General features: G+C 70.5%; 15 protein-coding genes. 5 read left to right on the top strand and 10 right to left on the bottom strand.

Translation table 11 applies throughout. The annotated features are described in order from the left end of the window. Positions 1-19: 19 nt before the first annotated feature. The 9 genes from ABD808_RS00450 to ABD808_RS00410 all read right to left on the bottom strand — a co-directional run bounded on the left by ABD808_RS00450 (position 20) and on the right by ABD808_RS00410 (position 8,748). A complete protein-coding gene (locus tag ABD808_RS00450; RefSeq protein WP_344887702.1) occupies positions 20-1,207 on the bottom strand; it encodes an ABC transporter permease in 1,188 nt (395 codons plus the stop codon). A 7-nt stretch (positions 1,208-1,214) separates the two neighbouring features. Beyond that, positions 1,215-1,907, bottom strand: a complete 693-nt coding sequence (locus ABD808_RS00445; RefSeq protein WP_344887699.1) for an ABC transporter ATP-binding protein — start codon at positions 1,905-1,907, stop codon at positions 1,215-1,217. Next, a complete protein-coding gene (locus ABD808_RS00440) occupies positions 1,904-3,295 on the bottom strand; it encodes an efflux RND transporter periplasmic adaptor subunit (protein ID WP_344887696.1) in 1,392 nt (463 codons plus the stop codon). The genes ABD808_RS00445 and ABD808_RS00440 overlap by 4 nt, the downstream gene beginning before the upstream one ends. Before the next feature lie 45 nt (positions 3,296-3,340). Further along, positions 3,341-3,775 (bottom strand): hypothetical protein, encoded by a 435-nt coding sequence (locus tag ABD808_RS00435; protein WP_344887693.1) that lies wholly within the window; start codon positions 3,773-3,775, stop codon positions 3,341-3,343. Between the two features lie 96 nt (positions 3,776-3,871). Beyond that, positions 3,872-4,672 carry a pyrroline-5-carboxylate reductase gene (gene proC, locus ABD808_RS00430; protein WP_425548866.1) on the bottom strand — a complete coding sequence of 267 codons (801 nt, stop codon included), beginning with the start codon at positions 4,670-4,672 and terminating at the stop codon, positions 3,872-3,874. Positions 4,673-4,730: 58 nt separating this feature from the next. Continuing rightward, the gene (locus tag ABD808_RS00425) at positions 4,731-5,651 is read right to left on the bottom strand and encodes a proline dehydrogenase family protein (protein ID WP_344887687.1); all 921 of its coding nucleotides are present in this window, start codon (positions 5,649-5,651) and stop codon (positions 4,731-4,733) included. A 167-nt stretch (positions 5,652-5,818) separates the two neighbouring features. After that, a complete protein-coding gene (locus tag ABD808_RS00420) occupies positions 5,819-7,078 on the bottom strand; it encodes an LCP family protein (RefSeq protein ID WP_344887684.1) in 1,260 nt (419 codons plus the stop codon). A gap of 126 nt (positions 7,079-7,204) precedes the next feature. Continuing rightward, positions 7,205-7,867: a TetR/AcrR family transcriptional regulator gene (locus ABD808_RS00415; protein WP_344887681.1), complete on the bottom strand. Its 663-nt coding sequence runs from the start codon at positions 7,865-7,867 to the stop codon at positions 7,205-7,207. Next, complete coding sequence (locus ABD808_RS00410; RefSeq protein WP_344887678.1) at positions 7,864-8,748, bottom strand: sugar phosphate isomerase/epimerase family protein; 885 nt, start codon at positions 8,746-8,748, stop codon at positions 7,864-7,866. The genes ABD808_RS00415 and ABD808_RS00410 overlap by 4 nt, the downstream gene beginning before the upstream one ends. A 161-nt stretch (positions 8,749-8,909) precedes the next feature. Between ABD808_RS00410 and ABD808_RS00405 the strand changes: the two genes are divergently transcribed. The 4 genes from ABD808_RS00405 to disA all read left to right on the top strand — a co-directional run bounded on the left by ABD808_RS00405 (position 8,910) and on the right by disA (position 13,509). Next, positions 8,910-9,608, top strand: coding sequence for a class I SAM-dependent methyltransferase (locus ABD808_RS00405; RefSeq protein ID WP_425548865.1), 699 nt, complete (start codon positions 8,910-8,912; stop codon positions 9,606-9,608). Positions 9,609-9,681: 73 nt separating this feature from the next. Further along, entirely contained in the window at positions 9,682-10,779 is a 1,098-nt protein-coding gene (locus ABD808_RS00400) for an alpha/beta fold hydrolase (RefSeq protein WP_344887675.1), read from the top strand. Positions 10,780-10,888: 109 nt separating this feature from the next. Continuing rightward, positions 10,889-12,313: a DNA repair protein RadA gene (gene radA / locus ABD808_RS00395; protein ID WP_344887672.1), complete on the top strand. Its 1,425-nt coding sequence runs from the start codon at positions 10,889-10,891 to the stop codon at positions 12,311-12,313. Between the two features lie 113 nt (positions 12,314-12,426). Next, positions 12,427-13,509: a DNA integrity scanning diadenylate cyclase DisA gene (disA, locus tag ABD808_RS00390; protein ID WP_344887669.1), complete on the top strand. Its 1,083-nt coding sequence runs from the start codon at positions 12,427-12,429 to the stop codon at positions 13,507-13,509. 11 nt (positions 13,510-13,520) lie between these two features. On the opposite strand, the gene ABD808_RS00385 is transcribed toward disA, so the two are convergent. Beyond that, the gene (locus ABD808_RS00385; protein ID WP_344887666.1) at positions 13,521-13,934 is read right to left on the bottom strand and encodes a hypothetical protein; all 414 of its coding nucleotides are present in this window, start codon (positions 13,932-13,934) and stop codon (positions 13,521-13,523) included. 249 nt (positions 13,935-14,183) lie between these two features. Between ABD808_RS00385 and ABD808_RS00380 the strand changes: the two genes are divergently transcribed. Further along, positions 14,184-15,065, top strand: coding sequence for an HhH-GPD family protein (locus tag ABD808_RS00380; RefSeq protein ID WP_344887663.1), 882 nt, complete (start codon positions 14,184-14,186; stop codon positions 15,063-15,065). Positions 15,066-15,130 lie beyond the last annotated feature (65 nt).

Here is a 15,130-nt window from a genome sequence, read left to right as displayed (position 1 = left end):
GTATCGCGCGCACTCGCCGTCACTCCGCGCGCAGCGCGACCACCGGATCGAGACGGCCGGCCCTCCGTGCGGGGACGACGCCGAAGAACACGCCGACCCCGGCGGAGACGACGAACGCGACCGCCGGGGACCACCAGGTGATCGCGGCCGGGACGGGCGACAGCGCGGAGATCGTCAACGCCGCGCCGATGCCGAGCAGGATGCCCGCGACGCCGCCGAGGGTCGTCAGCAGGACGGCCTCCACCAGGAACTGGGCGAGGATGTCGCGTTGCCGCGCGCCGAGCGCCTTGCGCAGGCCGATCTCGCGCGTCCGTTCCCGGACGCCGACGAGCATGATGTTGGAGACGCCGACCCCGCCGACGAGCAGCGAGATCGCGGCGATGGCGGCGAGGACGCCGGTGAGCGCGCCGAGCACGGTGCCGATCGTCCCGAGTAGTTGCGTCTGCGTGATCGCGGAGAACTTCTCGCCCCGGTAGCGGCTCTCCAACGCGGTCACGATCTCGGTTTGCAGGCGCGGCACGTCGTCCTTGGACTGGGCGCGGACGGCGATGAAGTCGATGCGGTCCACGCCGAACATGCGCTGCGCGGTGGTAACCGGAATGTGCACCTCGGTGTCGCGGGCCTGCCCGAACGTCGACCCGATCTCCGCCAGGACGCCGATGACGCGGAACCGGGTGCCACCCGCGACGGTGAGCTGCCGTCCGACCGGGTCGACGTCCCCGAACAGGCGGCGGGCGGTACCGGCGCCGAGGACGGCGACCCGGCGGCGGGTCTCCACGTCGACGCGGCTGAGGTACCGGCCACGGCGCATCGGACGGTCGAACACGTTGGGGTAGTGGTCGTTCGTGCCGACGACGTTCGCGAACGCCTCCTCGTGCCCCGCCCTGACCCGTTCGCCGGAGCTGAGCGCGACCGCGACGTCCTCCTCGTCGCCGGTGACGCGGCCCAGGTAGCCGACGTCGTCCAGGCGCATGCGGCTGATGGACGGCGCGGACCCGAAGGAGACCTCGCCGGGCGCCACGAAGATGATGTTGGAACCGAGACCCTCGATCTCCGAGCGCACCAGGTCGCGGGCGCCGGTGCCGATCGCGACCAGCACCACGACGGCGGCGACGCCGACGACCACGCCGAACATCGTCAGCGCGCTGCGGAGCCGGTTGACGCGCAGCGCGTCGGCGGCGACCCGGAACGACTCGACGAACCTCATCGCCGGTTCACTCGGCCCGCTCGTCGCGTTCGACGCGGCCGTCGCGGATGTGGATCTGGCGGCGGGCGCGGGCCGCGATGTCGGGTTCGTGCGTGACGAGGACGACGGCGACGCCGCGTTCGGCGTTGAGGCGTTCGAGGAGGTCCATCACATCGTGGCCGGTGCGGGTGTCGAGGTTGCCGGTCGGCTCGTCGGCGAGGACGACGCCAGGGTCGCCGACGAGCGCGCGGGCGACCGCGACGCGCTGCTGCTCGCCGCCCGAAAGCTGGCCTGGACGGTGCCCGAGCCGGTGTTCGAGGCCGACCGTCGTGAGGGCCTCGGCTGCGCGGCGGCGCCGTTCCGTTCGGGACACTCCACGGTAGACGAGCGGCAGGGCCACGTTGTCGCGCGCGCTGGTGCGGGCCAAGAGGTGGAATGACTGAAAGACGAAACCCACGTGGGCGTTGCGTAGTTCGGCCAGTTCTCCGTCAGAGAGTTTGGAGACGTCCCGTCCGGAGATGCGCAGTGTCCCTGTTGTTGGACGGTCGAGACAGCCGAGCAGGTGCATCAGCGTCGATTTCCCTGACCCGGACGGTCCGAGGATGGCTGCGAATTCACCGTCGTCTATGCGCAGGCTGACGCCGTGTAGGGCGGTGACGTCGACGCCTTCCATGCGGTACGTGCGCGTGACGTCCACCGCTTCTAGCGCGGAGGGTGTCACGAGTTCAACTCCTGGCCCTGCTTCACGGAGTCGGCACCGCGAACGACGATCCGTTCGCCTTCCTGTAGGCCGCGCGTGACTTCCACGGACGTGTCGCCTTGTGCCCCCAGGCCGACTACACGCCGTTGGGCGTGTCCGCCTGACACGACCCACACGACCGATTCGCGTCCGCTGCTGACAATGGCGGACGACGGCACGGCCAGAACGTTCTGAACATCGCGAACCCGCAGGTAGACCACGGCGCTCATGCCGGGTTTCGGTCGCGGAGCGATTCCGCCGCCCGACAGGGCTCCCTGTCCGAGGGTGAGGGTGACTTTGTAGGTGACGCCGCCGCCGTTCGACTGCTTGGGCGTGACGCCGATCCCCGTCACCTCCGCCTTGTAGGAGCCCCCTTGGACGGCGTCGAACTCGACATCGGCCTGGACGCCCTTCTTCACTTGCAGGACGTCTGTCTCGTCCACGTCGGCGGACAGGGAGAGCTTCGAGACGTCGGTGACCGTGACGACGGCGTCGCCGCTGGCCACGGGCGCGCCGGTCGCGATGGCGGAGGCGTCCTTGGCCGCGCCGCCACCGAGGTTCCCGAGGTTCAGGCCCGCGAGGCCGCCCTGCGACTGCGCGCCCTGCGGAAGCTGGTCGACGAGGTCGCCGAGACCGCCCCCGGCGCCGCTCGCGGGACCGCCGAGGCCGACGACGCCGTCGAACGGCGCCTTGATCGTCAGGGCGCGGACGGTGCGTTCGGCCGCCCGCACCGCCGCCCTGGTCTGCACGCGCTGCGCGGCGGTGATCGAGGACAGCGTCGCGCCGAGGCTGCCGATGCCCGCGTTCAGCCTGGTCACCGCGGTGCGGGCGGCGGCGGCCGCCGTCCGGTACTCGGCCTCGGCGCGGGTGATCCCGGCGAGGACGAGCGCGCGCTGCCGCAGGTCCGCGATCTTCAGGGCGACGGCGCGGGCGGCGGCGAAGCCCTCGCGGGCCGTCCGGTCCGCGCTGCGCTGGTAGCCGGAGACGTTGAGACCGGCGGGCAGTCCCCCGGCCCCGGCGGACGCGGCACGGTCGGCCTCGCGGGCCTGCGCGAGCCGCTCCCGCGCCTCCGGCGCGGAGATCGTGGCGAGGACGTCGCCCTCGCGGACCTCGTCGCCGTCCGCCACGTCCAGGTGCTTGATCGTCCCCTCGGCGGGTGCGCGGCGCACCGCCGTGGCGCGGGCGGACACGGTCGCGGGCGCCTCCACGACCTCGGCGACGTCGCCCCGCTGGACGCTGCCGAGCCGGATCTTGCCGTCGCCGCCTCCCCCGCCGCACGCGCTGAGGCCACCGGCGAGCATGGCACCGGCCACCAGGACGGCGACATAACGCTTCCTGACAGGGCGCTTTCCGTGGGGCCGGGAGGGCACGAGGGAATCGTAGGGGACCGTAATGACCTTGATCGCCGGAATCGGCTAGATGTGACCGGCGTGTTCGGGTTCGAGGGCGTCGTCGTCCGCGCGCTTCGCCCGGTTCGCGGTGAGGAGTCCGGCCAGCGCGGCGACGGCCGCGATCCCCTCTCCGACCAGGCTGATGGTCTTCTCGGTGTACCAGACGGGTTCGTACATGTCGGGGAGCGGGCCGAGCGCCCCGGCGTCGACGAAGTAGTAGAAGACGAGCGCGCCGACCGCGCTGGCCGCGATCAGGAAGGTGAGGGCGTACGCCCAGCGGACCGCGTAGGTGAGGATCACCACGGCGGCGACCCCGGCGACCGCCGCCTGGACGCGGAAGAGCAGTTCACCGTCGATGGAACCGCCCTGGACGAAAGCCATCTCCGGCGCGAATCTCCAGTGCACGATCGCGTCGGCCGCCAGTCCGGCGGCGACGAGCAGTCGGAGTATGAGTCCCATACTCCCTACACGAACGAGACCCCCGGATCGGATCAATGTTGAAAGCTGAACTTTATCCGGAGGTCGCGTCCGGTCGAGGTCGGGGTCGCGTCGGGGTCAGCCGGAGGCGAGTTCGCTGCCGCGGTTGCGGGCCGCCTCGATCGCCTCCAGGACGGCGGCGCGCACGCCGTGCCGCTCCAGCTCCCGGATCGCGGAGATCGTCGTCCCGCCGGGGGACGTGACGGCCTCGCGCAGCAGCACCGGATGCTCACCGGAGTCACGGAGCATCACGGCGGCGCCCACGGCCGACTGGATGACCATCTCCAGCGCGGCGGCGCGCGGCATCCCGAGCAGGATGCCCGCGTCCACCATCGCCTCGACCAGGTAGTAGAAGTACGCGGGGCCGCTGCCGGACAGGGCCGTCGCACCGTCCTGGAGTGATTCGGGAATGCGCAGCACCTTCCCGACCGGGGACAGCAGTTCCTCGGTCAGCTTCAGGTGCTCCTCACCGGCGTGCGAACCGGGCGAGATCACGCTCATCGCCTCGTCCACGTGGACGGGCGTGTTCGACATGACGCGGACGACCGGCACGCCCTCGGGCAGCCGCGCCTCCAGGAAGGCGGTCGTGATGCCCGCCGCCATCGAGATCACGAGCCGGTCGGACGGCACATGCGGCGCGATCTCGTCCAGCAACACGCCCATGTCCTGCGGTTTCACGGCCAGGACCAGCGTCTCGGCGCGCGCGGCGGCCTCGGCGTTCGGCACGATCTCGATGCCGTACCGCTCGCGCAGCAGCGCGCCCCGTTCCTCGCGGCGCGCGGTCGCCATCAGCTCGGACGGGCGTCGCCCGGCCCGGAGCACCCCGGACAGCAGCGCCTCGCCCATCTTCCCGGCACCCAGAATCGCGATCATCGACATACCTTGACGTGGGGTTTCACTGGAGGACACGGACCGATCCAGCCTATAGCCGCGCCGTTCAGGATCGTCCCACCAGGGCGCGCATGAAGAAGCGAAGGTTGCCGGGGCGCTCCGCCAGACGGCGCATCACGTACTGGTACCACTCGCGGCCGTACGCGACGTACACGCGGACCTGCGCGCCATGCGCGGCGAGCCTGCGCTGCTCCTGCGGACGCACTCCGTACAGCATCTGGTACTCGAACGTGTTGGCGTCGCGTTCGTCCAGTACGGACAACGCACCGGCGATGTCGATGAGACGCGGATCGTGGGTCGCGAGCATCGGATAGCCCTTACCAGCCATCAACACCTTCATGCACCGCACGTACGACTTGTCGATGTCTTCCTTGTCGGTGAACGCGATGGGCGCGGGCGCGGCATACGCGCCCTTGCACAACCTCACGCGCGAACCCTCATACGCCAGTTCCGCGCAGTGTTCCTCTGCCCGACGCAGGTACGACTGGACGACGGCACCCACGTCGGGGTACTCGCGCCGCAGTTCATGCACGATCCGCAGTGTCGAGTCGACGGTGGTGTGTTCCTCCATGTCGAGCGTGACCGTCGTACCAGCCGAACTCGCCGCCACGCACACCCTGCGCGCGTTCTCCAAGGCGAGGTCTTCTCCGAACGTCTGCCCGACAGCCGAAAGCTTCAGCGACACTTCGGCGCGTGCGCCGAGACCGGCCGCGCCCAGCCGTTCCAGAAGCTCGACGTAGTTCTGAACGTTGGCTTCAGCATGCCCCTTGTCGTGGGTGTCCTCGCCCAGGACGTCGAGGGAGACGAGCAACCCGTCACTGGTCAGGTCGCTCGTGACGCGCGCCGCGTCGTCGATCGTCTCACCGGCGATGAACCGGCGGACAAGGTCACCGGTGAACGGCGCGGTTTCCACGACCTTGCGTGCGCCCCCGCTGCGCGACGCGACAAGCAACGCCTGACGAAGCACTCTGCGAACCCCTTGTCTGGCAGGCCCCGTTCACGGACACGGTTTCACCTACACCGTTGACGGACGCCGTTTCCCTGCCGTTCACGGCCCCAACGACCAGGGTATGCGGCACCGAAACCCAGGCTGTCAGGACACCATGCCAAGATGCGGGACCGAAACCCAGGTGGTCAGGACACCGTGCCGAGGTTGCTTCCTCCGCCGTGCTGCTGCACGTACTCCGCCATGCGCGCCGTCTTGACAGCCTCGAACAGCTCTTTCGACTTGGGCCCGTCCAGGAACACGACGCTCTGCTTGCCGCGCATGCCGGTGCCCTTGTGCGGGGTCGTCATGAACATCACATCCGACGCCCGCACACTGCGCATGCTTAGCGCCAGCGAACGCAGGTTGCCGCCCGACACGCCCTCGTCCACGCTGATCGACTTGGTGAGCGCGGAAAGGAACCGGTCGAGTTTGAGCGGGTTGGTGAGGGTCCCACGGTCCGCGGCCTGCTTGGCGAGGGCGCCGAGGAACGCCTGCTGCCGCTTGATGCGGTCGAAGTCGCCGTTCGGCAGGTTGTAACGCTGCCGGACGAACAGCAGCGCTTCTTCGCCGTTGAGCTTCTGCTTACCGGCCGTCCACTGCTTCTTGCGCGCGGGGTCGTACACGCTCTGCTTGATGTTGACGGTGACGCCGCCGAGCGCGTCCGTCATCGACTTGAAGCCCTCGAAGTCGATGGCGCCGTAGTGGTCGACCCGGATGCCGGTGAGGCCCTCGACCGTCTCGATCAGCAGCTTCGGCCCGCCGAACGAGAACGCCGCATTGATCTTCTGGTTGCCGTAGCCGGGGATGTCGACCCACGAGTCACGGGGGAAGGACAGGACGTAGGCCTTCTTCCGATCCGCCGGAAGGTGCAGCAGCATGATCGTGTCGGTGCGCTGCTGGCCGGGCTTCCACACCTTGTTGCCCTCGCCGGTCGTGGCCGCGTCCGCCCGCGAGTCCGACCCGACGAGCAGCCAGTTCTCGGTGCCCTCCACGTTCGGCCCGGGCCGCGCGGGCCCGTCCGGCATCACGCCCTTGATGCGGTCGATGTTGCCGTTGTAGGCCGACTGCCGCTGCCACACCAGCCCGCCGAGCCCGGCCACGATCAGCGTGAAGAACACCCCGACCGCGATCAGCACCCGGGGCCAGCGGCGCTTGCGCGGACGGTCCCCACCGTCGCCGCCGCCCTCGCCCCAGAACGCCGCGTTCTCCGTGTCACCCGTCCCGGCCTCGCCGCCCCCGCCCGGAGCGCCGCCCACGCCCGGGACGCCGCCTGCACCCAGGCCGCCGCCGTGGCCCGGGACGCCGCCTGTGCCCGGGGCGCCGCTGTTGCCCGGGGTGTCCGGGGGCCGGGGCTCCTCGCCGGACTGCTGCGGCGCTGATGCGCCAGGAAGATCTGCCGAGGACATGCGCAGAAGCTACCAGCCCGAACACTCCGAGAAGCCCGAGTCGCGTCGGTTGTCCCAATAAGGCGATCCCGCGTTTTCAGGTAAACCGAAACGTCGGCGTGAGGGTCGTTCCCGCCGACGAAAGCGTCAGGCCACGAAGTAGTGCTGGATGACCGGGGCCACCAGCTCCACCAGCTCCTCCTCCGAGGCGGACGCGAGCGGCTCGACGCGCACGACATAGCGCAGGATCATCATCCCGATCAGCTGACTCGCGGCGGCCTGCACCTGGATCTGCGGGGCGCCCGTGACCTTCCCGACATGCCCGTACAGGACGGACGTGACGAACTCACGCAGCAGCGCCGACGCCCGCTCGTTCGTCATCGCCGACCGCAGGATCGCGAGCAGCGGCGCCCGGCGCTCCTCGTCCCCCCAGATGCCGAGGAACGTGCGGGCCAGCAGCTCACCGAACCGGTCCCGCGGAAAGGCGGTGACGTGGGCGAGCGCGACCGCCGGATCGACGGGGAAGCGCAGCGCCTCGACGAACACGCCCTCCTTGTGGCCGAAGAAATGGTGGACGAGCGCCGGATCGACACCGGCGGCGCGGGCGATGGCGCGCAGCGACGTCCCGTCGTAGCCCTTCTCGGCGAACAGGTCGCGCGCCTCGGCGAGGATCCGTTCGCGCGTCTCCGTGGGCCCCGGCCGCCGCCCCGGGCCACGCCCGGACCGGCCGCCGCCGTTGCCCGAAGCCTGCGGCTCCTGCTCGGCGGGCGGCGTCTCCTGTTCGGACTCGCTTCCGGAGGCGTCCGTCACCGCGACCCTCGGCGAGTGATCTCACCGGCTGGGGTGACCTGCCAGGTCCGGTCGGCGGCGGCGAGGTGCAGGCGGGCGAACGCGAGCGCCTCGGCGAGATCCTCCATCCGCTCGACGCGGCTCGACGCGCGGCGCGTGTTGATCTCCATGACGATATGGCCGCGGAAACCGCCGTCCGCGAGGTTCTCCAACATCTCCGCGCACGGCTGGTTGCCCCGGCCTGGGACGAGATGCTCGTCCTTGTTCGTGATGCCCACGCCGTCAGCGAGGTGGACGTGCCGCAGCCTGTCGCCCAGGCTCTCCGTCATCTCCAGCGCGTCGGAACCAGAGACGGCCGTGTGGGAAAGGTCGAGCGTCACATGCGCGTAGTCCTGGTCGACGGGATTCCAGTCGGGCAGGTACATGCCCGCCTCGGCACCACGCGCCTTGAGTGGAAACATGTTCTCGACCGCGAACAGCACGTCCGTCTCGTCCTGCATGCGGGCGATGCCGTCGACGAACTCCTTCGCGTAGTCGCGCTGCCACCGGAACGGCGGGTGGACGACGATGACCTCGGCGCCGAGCTGCTCCGCGACCTCCTTGGAGCGCACCAGCTTGCCCCACGGCTCGCGTCCCCAGACCCGTTGGGTCAGCAGCAGGCACGGCGCGTGGATCGACTTGATCGGGACCTGGTGGTAGTCCGACAGGCGCCGCAGGACGTTCAGGTCCTGCGAGGAGGCGTCCGTGGAGACCATGACCTCGATGCCGTCGTAGCCCAGCAGCGCCGCGATCTCGAAGGCGCTCGGTACCTTCTCCGGGTACACCGACGCCGTGGACAGCGTGATCGGCGCGTCCGGGACGCGGAGGGCCGGTGAAAAGACGCCGTTGTGCTGCGCGGTCAAGGCTTCCTCGCCAGGAATGGTCGCTCGGCAGTATTCGTCGGGCCGACGGGTCGAAAGGTGCTGTACGCAAAGCAAAGCCTATGCGCCCGACGCGGTGATGAAACCCTCGCCTCGCGTGATCCTGATTTCCCCCACGGCGACGGTGGCTACCCTCTGTCCCCGTGGTTGAGATCGCACCGGGCGCCGTGCCGAGCCCCAACATCTGGAACTCACCCCAGGTCTACGAGCTGGAGAACCGTGCCGTGGACCCGGACGGTGTCCTCGCCGACGCGATGCGCGCGATCCGCCCCTGGAAAGGTGCCGACGTCTTGGACGTGGGCTGCGGCACAGGCTTCCACCTGCCGTTCTTCGCGGCGGACGCCCGTCACGTGTTCGGTGTAGAACCACACGCGGCACTCGCTTCTGCCGCCACGCGGCGGACCCGTGATCTGACCAACGTCACCGTCCGTGTCGGCACCGCCCAGACGCTGCCGCTCCCCGACGCCTCCGTCGATGTCGTCCACGCCAGATGGGCGTACTTCTTCGGCCCAGGCTGCGAACCCGGCCTCGCCGAGCTGCACCGGGTCGTCCGGCACGGCGGCGCGATCTTCATCATCGACAACGACGCGACGCGCTCCACGTTCGGCCGCTGGTTCCGGCGCGGCCTGCCCAAATACGACCCGGGCGCCGTCGAACGGTTCTGGACGCGGCGCGGTTTCGCCCGCGAACCCCTCACGATCCGCTGGTCGTTCCAGAACAGGGACGATCTGGCGGCCGTCCTGCGCATCGAGTTCCCACCCGAACTGGCCGACGAGTGCCTGCGCGAGCACTCGGGCCTGGAGGTGGACTATGCGGTCAATTTGTGGTGGCGTTGCCCCTGAGTTAACGACGCCCCCTGAGTTAACGACGAGCCCGCTGGCGTGTCGCGACCTTGAGGAACGGGAGGAACCGGCCATGGGCCGTGCCGCCGAGTCGAACCCCGCCGCTCCCCGGGGAAGGGCGCTGCGCGGAGCGCTCGCCGTGACCGCGCTCGGCGCCGCCGGGGCCTGCGCCGGACTCGCCGGGCTGACCGGGCTCGCCGTCCAGCGCCGTGCTCTGCGCCGCCTGCAACTGCGTCCCGACCCGTTCGCCGGGGAGCCGTTCGGGTCGCTGCGGGGGCGTCCCGTCTCCGTCCGCGCCGACGACGGGACCCGCCTGCACGCCGAGATCGACGGGACCGACCGCACCGACCTCGCCGTCGTGTTCTGCCACGGCTGGACCCTCACCCAGGACTCCTGGCACTTCCAGCGCAAGGCCCTGCGCGGCCACGGCCGCCTCGTCTTCTGGGACCAACGCGGCCACGGCCGCTCCGACGGCGGCGCCCGCGACGGCTACGCGCTGCACCGGCTGGCCGCCGACCTCGCCGCCGTCATCGACGCGACCGTCCCCACCGGCACGCCCGTCGTGCTCGTCGGCCACTCCATGGGCGGCATGACCATCCTGCGCTTCGCCGACGAGTACCCCGACCTCATCGGCGACAAGATCGTCGCGACCGGGCTGGTGTGCAGCTCGTCCGGCGGCCTCGGCGAGATCACCTTCGGCGCCCCCGCCCTGCTCGCCCGCACCACCCGGCGCGTCCTGCCCCATGCCCTCGGCGCGCTCGGGGTCGGCTCCGCCGCCGCCGAAAAGGTCCGCCACCTGGGGCGCGAGGCAGCCACCCTCCTGGAGGACATGATCGCGTTCGGCCCCGACGGCAGTCCCGCCGCCGTCGCCTTCGCCGAGCAGATGATGGTCGAGACCCGCCTGGAGGCCCTCGCCGGCTTCCTCCGCTCCATGATCACCACGGAGCTGATCAGCGACTGCGCGTCCCTCGCGGGGGCCCGCAACCTCGTCATCGGCGCCGAGCACGACCTGCTCACCCCCGCCGAACACAGCCTCAAGATCGCGTCCTGCGTCCCGGACGCGCGGCTGGAGATCGTCCCGGCCGCGGGCCACATGGTCATGATGGAACGTCCGGACCTGGTCACCGACCACCTCCAGAAGCTCCTGACGTCACTCCCCTCGACCGGCTGATCGCCCACCGAATGTCACCGGCGAGTCCTACGCTTCCGCTCATGACCCGGCTCCGCCCACACCAGCCCTCAGCGCGACCCGACCATGCCCGGATGAGGGGTGCGCTGCGATGAGCAAGGCCAAGACGGCCAAGGCGGCCTATCGGTGTTCGGAGTGTGGGTGGCAGACGTCCAAGTGGGTCGGACGTTGCGGCGAGTGCCAGACGTGGGGGACGGTCACCGAGGCGGCATCCGCGACCCCCGCACGGGTCGTGTCGGCCGGGCCGGTCAGCTCACCGGCGCGTCCGATCGGGCAGGTGGACGTGCGGTCGTCGCAGACGAAGGCCACCGGGCTGGACGAGCTCGACCGCGTCCTCGGCGGCGGCATCGTCCCCGGGGCCGTCCTGCTGCTGGCGGGCGAGCCGGGCATCGGCAAGTCGACGCTGCTGCTGGAGGTCGCCGCGCTCGCCTCGTCCACCGGGAAGGACGGGGCGGAGGAGCAGCGCGTCCTCTACGTGACGGGTGAGGAGTCGGCCGAGCAGGTGCGGCTGCGCGCCGACCGGGTCGGAGCGATCACCGACACCCTGTATCTGGCGGCGGAGACGGAGCTGTCCGCGATCCTCGGGCACGTCGACACCGTCGGGCCCTCGCTGCTCGTGGTCGACTCCATCCAGACGGTCGGGACGTCCGAGGTGGACGGCGCGCCCGGCGGCGTCACCCAGATCAGGGAGGTCGCCGCCAACCTGATCCGCGTCGCCAAGGAACGCGGCGTCACCGTCGTGCTCGTCGGCCACGTCACCAAGGACGGCGCGATCGCCGGGCCCCGCCTGCTGGAACATCTCGTCGACGTCGTCCTTTACTTCGAGGGCGACCGGCACTCCCGGCTCCGCATGATCCGCGCCGTGAAGAACCGGTACGGGCCCACCGACGAACTCGGCTGCTTCGACCTGTCCGAGGTCGGCATCGTCGGGCTGCCCGACCCGAGCGGGCTGTTCCTCACCCGGCGCGAGGAACCCGTCCCCGGCACCTGCGTGACCGTGACGCTCGAAGGCCGCCGCCCCCTCGTCGCCGAGGTGCAGTCGCTCGTCGCGAAGTCGCACCTGCCCTCGCCGCGGCGCGCCACGTCCGGGCTCGACACCTCCCGCGTCGCGATGGTCCTCGCCGTCCTCACGCAACGCTGCAAGATCTCCATGCACGAGCAGGACGTGTACGTGTCGACGGTCGGCGGCGTGCGGCTCAGCGAGACGTCCGTCGATCTGGCCCTCGCGCTCGCCGTCGCCGGATCCACCGTCGAGCAGGCGCTGTCGAGCAGCCTGATCGCGCTCGGCGAGGTCGGGCTGGCCGGTGAGGCGCGCATCGTGCCCGGCGTCCAGCGGCGGCTCGCCGAGGCCGCCCGGCTCGGGTTCAAGCACGCGGTCATTCCGCGCGGCTCCCTCGAACTCACCGACGGGCCGCTGCGCCGGGCCGATCCCCAGCTCACCAGCTACGAGGGGATGAAGGTGATGGAAGTGGACAGCTTGCAGCAGGCACTGCAAGTAGCCTTCACCGCGCCGTAACGTGGATGGCACCAGAGTATTACGCAGCGCGACGCGCGCTTGCGACCAGGGGAGGAACCGGCGGGCGGTCCTCCTCGGTAAACTGACGCCGTCCAGCGACCTCCGGGGGTCAGGTGCCATCACACGACAAGAGTTATGACGAACGCCGCCGCGCCACCCTGGCAGCGGTGGCCCCGGGCACCCAGATCCGCGACGGACTGGAGCGGATCCTGCGGGGCCACACCGGCGGCCTGATCGTGCTCGGCTGGGACAAACCCGTCCAGGCCCTGTGCACGGGCGGGTTCGAGCTCGACGTCGAGTTCTCCGCCACGAGGCTGCGCGAACTCGCCAAGATGGACGGCGCGATCGTCCTCGACGACACCCGCAACCGCATCGTCCGCGCCGCCGTCCACCTCGTGCCCGACTCCACCATCCCCACCGAGGAGTCGGGCACCCGCCACCGCACCGCCGAGCGCGTCGCCCGCCAGACCGGCTTCCCGATCATCTCGGTGAGCCAGTCGATGCACATCATCGCGCTGTACCTCGACGGCATCCGCTACGTCCTCGAAGACTCGGCGGCCATCCTGTCCAAGGCCAACCAGGCCCTGGCGACCCTCGAACGCTACAAGCTGCGGTTGGACGAGGTGTCCGGCACGCTGTCCGCGCTGGAGATCGAAGACCTGGTCACCGTGCGGGACGTCAGCGCCGTCGTCCAGCGGCTGGAGATGGTGCGCCGCATCGCCGACGAGATCGAGGGCTACGTCGTCGAACTGGGTACGGACGGTCGGCTGCTGTCCCTCCAACTCGACGAGCTGGTCTCGGGCGTCGACGTCGACCGGGAGCTGATCGTCCGCGACTACCCGTCCGACGACACCCGCGCCCGCGGCGTCGCCGCGATCCTGTCCGCGCTCGACACGCTGTCGGCCAACGATCTGCTCGACCTGTCCACGGTCGCCGAGGTGATGGGCTTCGCCGGTCCCGACGCCCTCGACCTGCCCGTCAGCCCCAAGGGCTTCCGGCTCCTCGCCAAGGTGCCGCGCCTGCCGAGCATGGTCGTCGAACGGCTCGTCGAGCATTTCGGCGGCCTACAGAAACTCCTCGCCGCCAGCATCGACGACCTCCAGGCCGTCGGCGGCGTCGGCGAGTCCCGGGCCCGCAGCGTCCGCGAGGGCCTCTCCCGCCTCGCCGAGTCCTCCATCCTCGAACGCTACGTCTGACGGCCCGTCCGTCAGCGGAGGTGAAAGATCCGCCGCTCGACGTCGTGGTGCCGAAGCTCGGCCACATAGGTCCCGGGCCGGGCGGCGGTACCGCGCTCGCAGCCGCGCCTGCGGTTCCAGGTGACGGTGTCGACCAGCGGAACACCCCGCCTTAGCGTCACCTTGGACGGGCCGCCCCGGTGGCATGCGCGAGACGACCAGATCCGGTCGTCGCCGGACGTGACGCGCAGGTCCAGCGCGCCCTTGTCGAGCACACACGACCCTCCGCCCATGTTGACGACGGTGATCCGGAACTCGGGCCGCTGGGAACCCGCGTAGGAATCCCGCTGGGACGACATGTTGAACACCAGGTCGTCCCTTTTGCATGGGCCGCCGTCGTTCGCTGCTTCCGGAGTGGCCGTCGCGGTGACGGTGACCGTCGGCATCGCCGTAGGCACGGACGTGGGAGTCGCCTTGGCGACCGCACCCGCGTTCCTGACCGGCTCCGAGTCCCCCGCGCAAGCCCAGGCGACCACACCGACGAGTCCGAGGACACAGGCCAGGCCCCCCGCACGACGCCGCCAGTACTGATCGACCCCCGAGTTACGTTCAGTATCTGCCCCCATGCGGTCAGTATGCATTCAGTGATCCGGCAAGAGTGGACGACCCGCCGCGTGCCAGAATGGCGGCGCGCCATGAACACGACCTCCTTCACCTACACCGCCCCGATCCTCGACTGGTACGAGGCGAACGCCCGCGACCTCCCGTGGCGGGCCCCGGACGCCACCCCGTGGGGCATCCTGGTCAGCGAGATCATGCTCCAGCAGACGCCGGTTGCCCGCGTCCTGCCCGTCTGGGACGCCTGGATGGCGCGCTGGCCGACACCCGCCGCGCTGGCCGCCGCCCCGTCCGGCGAGGCCGTCCGGGCCTGGGGACGGCTCGGCTATCCGCGACGCGCGCTCCGCCTCCACGAGAGCGCACGCGCGATCACCGACCGGCACGGCGGCGAGGTCCCGTCCTCCCACGAGGACCTCCTGGCCCTCCCCGGCATCGGCGCCTACACCGCAGCGGCCGTGGCGAGCTTCGCGTTCAGACAACGGCATGCCGTCCTGGACACCAATGTCCGGCGCGTCTTGGCCCGCCTGCTGTCCGGCGACGAATACCCGCCAAAATCACAGACCAGGGCCGAACTGAAGCTGGCCGAAACCCTCCTCCCCTTGGACCCGCCCACGGCCGCCCGCTGGGCCGTAGCCGTCATGGAACTGGGCGCCCTGGTCTGCACCGCCCGCACCCCGCGATGCACCGACTGCCCGGTGCTGGACAAATGCACGTGGCAACGAAACGGGCGCCCCGCCTACTCCGGCCCACCACGTCGCGGCCAGACGTACGCGGGCACCGACCGCCAATGCCGTGGCCGCATCCTCGCCGTCCTCCGCGAAGCCGAGGGCCCGGTCACAAAACCGGCCATCGACATCGCCTGGTCCGACGCCCCCCAACGAGAACGCGCCCTCGACACCCTGATCGCCGACGGCCTGATAGACCCCCTCAACGACGGCCGCTACACGCTCCCCACCTGACCGTCCGCCGAGACAGCCGAATCGGCCGCACGGCAACACATTCGGGTGAACGTCAACACCAACTG

Origin of the sequence: Actinomadura meridiana (genome assembly GCF_039537545.1) — a bacterium.
GTDB classification, from domain to species: Bacteria; Actinomycetota; Actinomycetes; order Streptosporangiales; family Streptosporangiaceae; genus Spirillospora; species Spirillospora meridiana.
Note: the sequence above shows the minus strand (reverse complement) of the source record. Positions and strands in the feature narration are given on the sequence as shown.